This is a genomic window from Thioclava sp. JM3 (assembly GCF_002213185.1).
Taxonomy (GTDB): Bacteria; Pseudomonadota; Alphaproteobacteria; order Rhodobacterales; family Rhodobacteraceae; genus Thioclava; species Thioclava nitratireducens.
The window spans coordinates 1-3,689 of the sequence record NZ_NBOB01000030.1 but is presented as its reverse complement, the minus strand read 5'-3'; the positions used below and the strand labels follow the sequence as shown (position 1 = coordinate 3,689).

4 protein-coding genes are annotated in these 3,689 nt (G+C 63.5%); 2 read left to right on the top strand and 2 right to left on the bottom strand.

Annotated elements, in window-relative coordinates; all coding sequences use genetic code 11:
• Positions 1 to 403: 403 nt before the first annotated feature.
• A complete protein-coding gene (locus tag B6V73_RS20925) occupies positions 404 to 553 on the bottom strand; it encodes a hypothetical protein (RefSeq protein WP_168173089.1) in 150 nt (49 codons plus the stop codon).
• 178 nt (positions 554 to 731) lie between these two features.
• Here B6V73_RS20925 and B6V73_RS20240 point away from each other — a divergent pair, with 178 nt between their 5' ends.
• Both B6V73_RS20240 and B6V73_RS20235 read left to right on the top strand, forming a co-directional pair.
• Positions 732 to 1,607, top strand: a complete 876-nt coding sequence (locus tag B6V73_RS20240) for a sugar ABC transporter permease (RefSeq protein ID WP_240504213.1) — start codon at positions 732 to 734, stop codon at positions 1,605 to 1,607.
• Complete coding sequence (locus tag B6V73_RS20235; protein ID WP_233243250.1) at positions 1,604 to 2,410, top strand: carbohydrate ABC transporter permease; 807 nt, start codon at positions 1,604 to 1,606, stop codon at positions 2,408 to 2,410. Before B6V73_RS20240 ends, B6V73_RS20235 begins: the two co-directional genes overlap by 4 nt.
• A 6-nt stretch (positions 2,411 to 2,416) precedes the next feature.
• Here B6V73_RS20235 and B6V73_RS20230 read toward each other — a convergent pair whose 3' ends face one another.
• Complete coding sequence (locus B6V73_RS20230) at positions 2,417 to 3,559, bottom strand: iron-containing alcohol dehydrogenase (RefSeq protein WP_088726305.1); 1,143 nt, start codon at positions 3,557 to 3,559, stop codon at positions 2,417 to 2,419.
• Positions 3,560 to 3,689 lie beyond the last annotated feature (130 nt).

The window sequence follows — 3,689 nt, the reverse complement described above, 5'->3', positions numbered from 1 at the left end:
CCAGGCATGCCCCAAGGGCACCCCGCAAACCAAACCGAGTCACCAGCGAAATGAACGAAATCGGACAGCCATGAGGATCGCATCTCGCAACGCACGCTCATGACCAGCGATCGCGATACGCCATCAACGTGCGATCGAACGCGGAATATCGTGGGAGACAAAGGGAAACCGCGCGACGCAAAGTTCCGACCTTGCAGAAGAAGGGATGGGTGCACCGCTGCGAGGACGGAATGCTCTCGATTTCACCGGAGGTCGCCCCGCCTCTCGCAGATGCCATTCGGGATGCAATCGCTCATCTCGAAAAGATCTGCTGCACGGTCGAAACCGCTCACGAAGCCAGAAAGAGAACGCGCGATGGCGAGCAGTTCGCCGCTTTGCCGATTATAGCCGCGTGCTGAAGTGCTCACGCTTCTTCTTTATTTTTCAGCTTTGCCTGTTCGAGCGGCCAATATTCCATTTCGAACAGCTCGCGCTCGAAGATCGGAGCGAAGCGACCGAACTCTTCCGCCACGTTTGCGACGCGCGCCATCTGCTCTAGCCGATCGCCGGCCATGCGCGCCCCTTTCTCAGTCGCACCGACAGCAAAAGCCCCTCCCCCGGCACAAGCGTCGCCAAGACGGCAGCCACCGTCGCCCCATCCGCCGCCTTAAATCTTTAGTATCCTTGACATTTATACGACCAACCCGTTCGCTTAACGCGCGAAGTACGCTGCTTCCGGGGAGGGCATAGGGATGATCAAGCCGCATTCGAACCGCGCGTGGCTGCTGTTGTTGCCTGCGCTTCTCATATTGGGGTTTGTCGCTGTCCTGCCTCTGGTCGCGGTGTTCAACTATTCTTTCCACGACATCTTCACCCTCGACACGGCACTTTGGGTCGGGCCGCAATGGTATCTCGAGATCATCCGCGATCCGAGCTTTTGGGCGAGCCTCGGGCGAAGCGCATTGTTTTCGGCCATCGTGTTGTCGATTCAGGTGCCGCTGGGGATCTGGATCGCTCTCTTGATGCTGCGGATCGGTCGCTGGGCGGTGCCGGTGTTGATGATGCTCGCCCTGCCCCTCGTTGTTCCGTGGAACATGATCGCGGGCATGTGGCTCACGCTGATCGATCCCCAGGTCGGGCTTCTCGGCAAGGCGATCGCCGCAGCGGGTATTGGCTTCGACTACAAGTTCACCGCGCTGCATACCTGGATCCTGATCGTCGCGGCGGATACGTGGCACTGGCTGGGCCTCGTCGTGATCCTCTCCTATGCGTCGCTGTCGGCGATCCCGGCCTCCTATCGACAGGCGGCGGCGATCGACGGAGCCTCACGGCTCGCGGTATTCCGCCATATCGAATTGCCGCGCATCGCCGGGGCGCTCTCGATCGTGCTGCTTCTGCGCTTCGTGGACAGCTTCATGATCTACACCGAGGCTTTCACGATTAACGCGGGCGGGCCGCAGGGTGCGACGACTTTCCTCTCGCTCGAACTGGGAGAGGACATTCGCAGCTTCACCTATGGCCGTGCCGCCGCGCGTGCGATGCTCGATTTCCTGATCGTGCTGAGCGTCGCATGGGCGTTCATCCGCATACGGGCCGGGCGCGACACCTCGCCGGAGGCGACCCGATGAAGATGACGCGAATGCGCCCATCAATTCTGCTCGGCCTCGCCTTCGCAGCTCTGGCCCTCTTCATCCTGCTGCCCTTCGTCCAAACGGTGCTGTTGAGCTTCACGCTGACGCTGCCGCGCGAGGGATATCGCGAGGGACAGGCGACGCTGATCAACTATGCCACCGTCTTCGCACGCCCCGACCTGCGCGATGCAATCTGGAACTCGCTTGTCTATGTTCTGCTCAACGTGGCGCTCTGCCTCGCCGCCGGACTGCCCGCAGCTTACGCGATTGCGCGCTTCCGCTTTACCGGCGATCGCCACATTCTCTTCGCGCTGATCGCGTTTCGCCTGACGCCGCCCGTCGTGCTGTCGCTGCCGATATTCATTCTCTTCGCCCATGTCGGACTGGTGAACAGCCCGGTCGGGATCGCGCTGGTGCATTGTGTGTTCAACCTGCCGATCGCGATCTGGATCCTCGAGAGCTTCATCGCCGCCGTGCCGCGCGAATTCGACGAGACCTGTTTTCTCGACGGCCATTCCTTCGGCCATTTCTTCGTCGGAAAGCTGATCCCGGTGATCGCGCCGGGGATCGGCGTGACCGTCTTCTTCTGCTTCATCTTCTCTTGGGTGGAGGTGGTCTTCGCGCGCATTCTGACGGTCACTGCGGGCAAGCCGATCACCATGGCGATCAGCGCGCTGTTCGGCTTTCAAACGGATATCGGGCTGGTGATGGCGATGACTGTTGTCTCGCTGATCCCGGGTGTCGCGATGATCTGGTTCGTGCGTAATCATATCGCACGGGGATTTGTCATTCGCACCTGAAGCCGCTCAGAATGCGGCGCGCAGAATGTCGCTCAGGACATCTTCGCTCAGCGGCACGGGATTCGCGGCCATGGAGGAGCTGGACCGCGACAGCCGCGCGGTCTCCTCGATCTCATCCGGATCGACACCCATCGCGCCAAGCCGGGGCAACCCCCATTCGTCGATCTGCCGCTCCAACGCCGTGAAAGCGTCAGCCGGCGCAACCGCCAGCCCCTCGCCCAGCCAGCCCGCCACCTCGTGGAATCGCGCGGCCATCGCGGAATCGCCCGCCACGGCGGCACGGTTCGCCTGAAGCACTCCGGGCAGAAGCCGTCCGCAGATCGCCCCATGGGCCGCACCGCTCCGGCCACCGATCACGCCAGCAAAACCATGCACCGCGCCGAGGCCCGCATTGCCCAGAGCGACGCCGCCGAACAGGCTCGCCCGCGCCATGTCGTCTCGTGCATCTGTGCTCTCCCGCGCCATCAGCTGGACCAGCGCATGGATCGCGCGCGGGATCGCATCGCGGCAAAGCGCGTCGGTCAGAATATTCGCACGACTGCAGAGATAAGGCTCGGTCACCTGCGTCAGCGCGTCCAGCCCCGAGGCCAGCGTGACCGCACGCGGGCAGCGATCGGTCAGCGCCGGATCGACGATCGCGAGCGAGGCCATCATCCGATCGTCGCGCAGGCTGACCTTGCGGCGGTGCTCGGGGAACTGGATCACCGCATTGCGGGTGGCTTCCGCTCCGGTGCCGGCGGTAGTAGGGATCGCGACAAACGGCAGCGGCGGCGCGCTTAGCGGGCGCCCCTCCCCGACCAATTCAAAATGCACGATCGGATCGCTCGCAGCGGGGATCAGAGCCGCCAAAGCCTTGCCCAGATCAAGCACCGCGCCGCCCCCGACCGCAACGACACAATCGGGGCGCATCTCGCGCAACCGACCGAGCGCATCACATAGATCCGGATAGCTCGGCTCGCCGCGGCTGACGATCACCTCGACCGTCCGGCCCGCCTCGCGCAGAGTATCTTCCAGCGTGTCGGCCCAACCGACCGAACGCCCGCGCACGAGCGCTACACGCGCCCCGTAGCGCGCGATCAGCTCCGCGCCCGCATGCCGCTCGTCGCGCCCGAAGAGGATGCGGCCGGGAAAGCGCAGAGAGAAGTCCATCAGACCGACCTCGCCGCCGCGATGGTGGCCTCGACCGCCTTTTTCCACGCGGCGTAGCGGGCTTCGCGTGTGGCCTCGTCCATCTGCGGGGCGAAGTTGCGATCGAGCGCCCAGCCTTTGGCGAACTCTT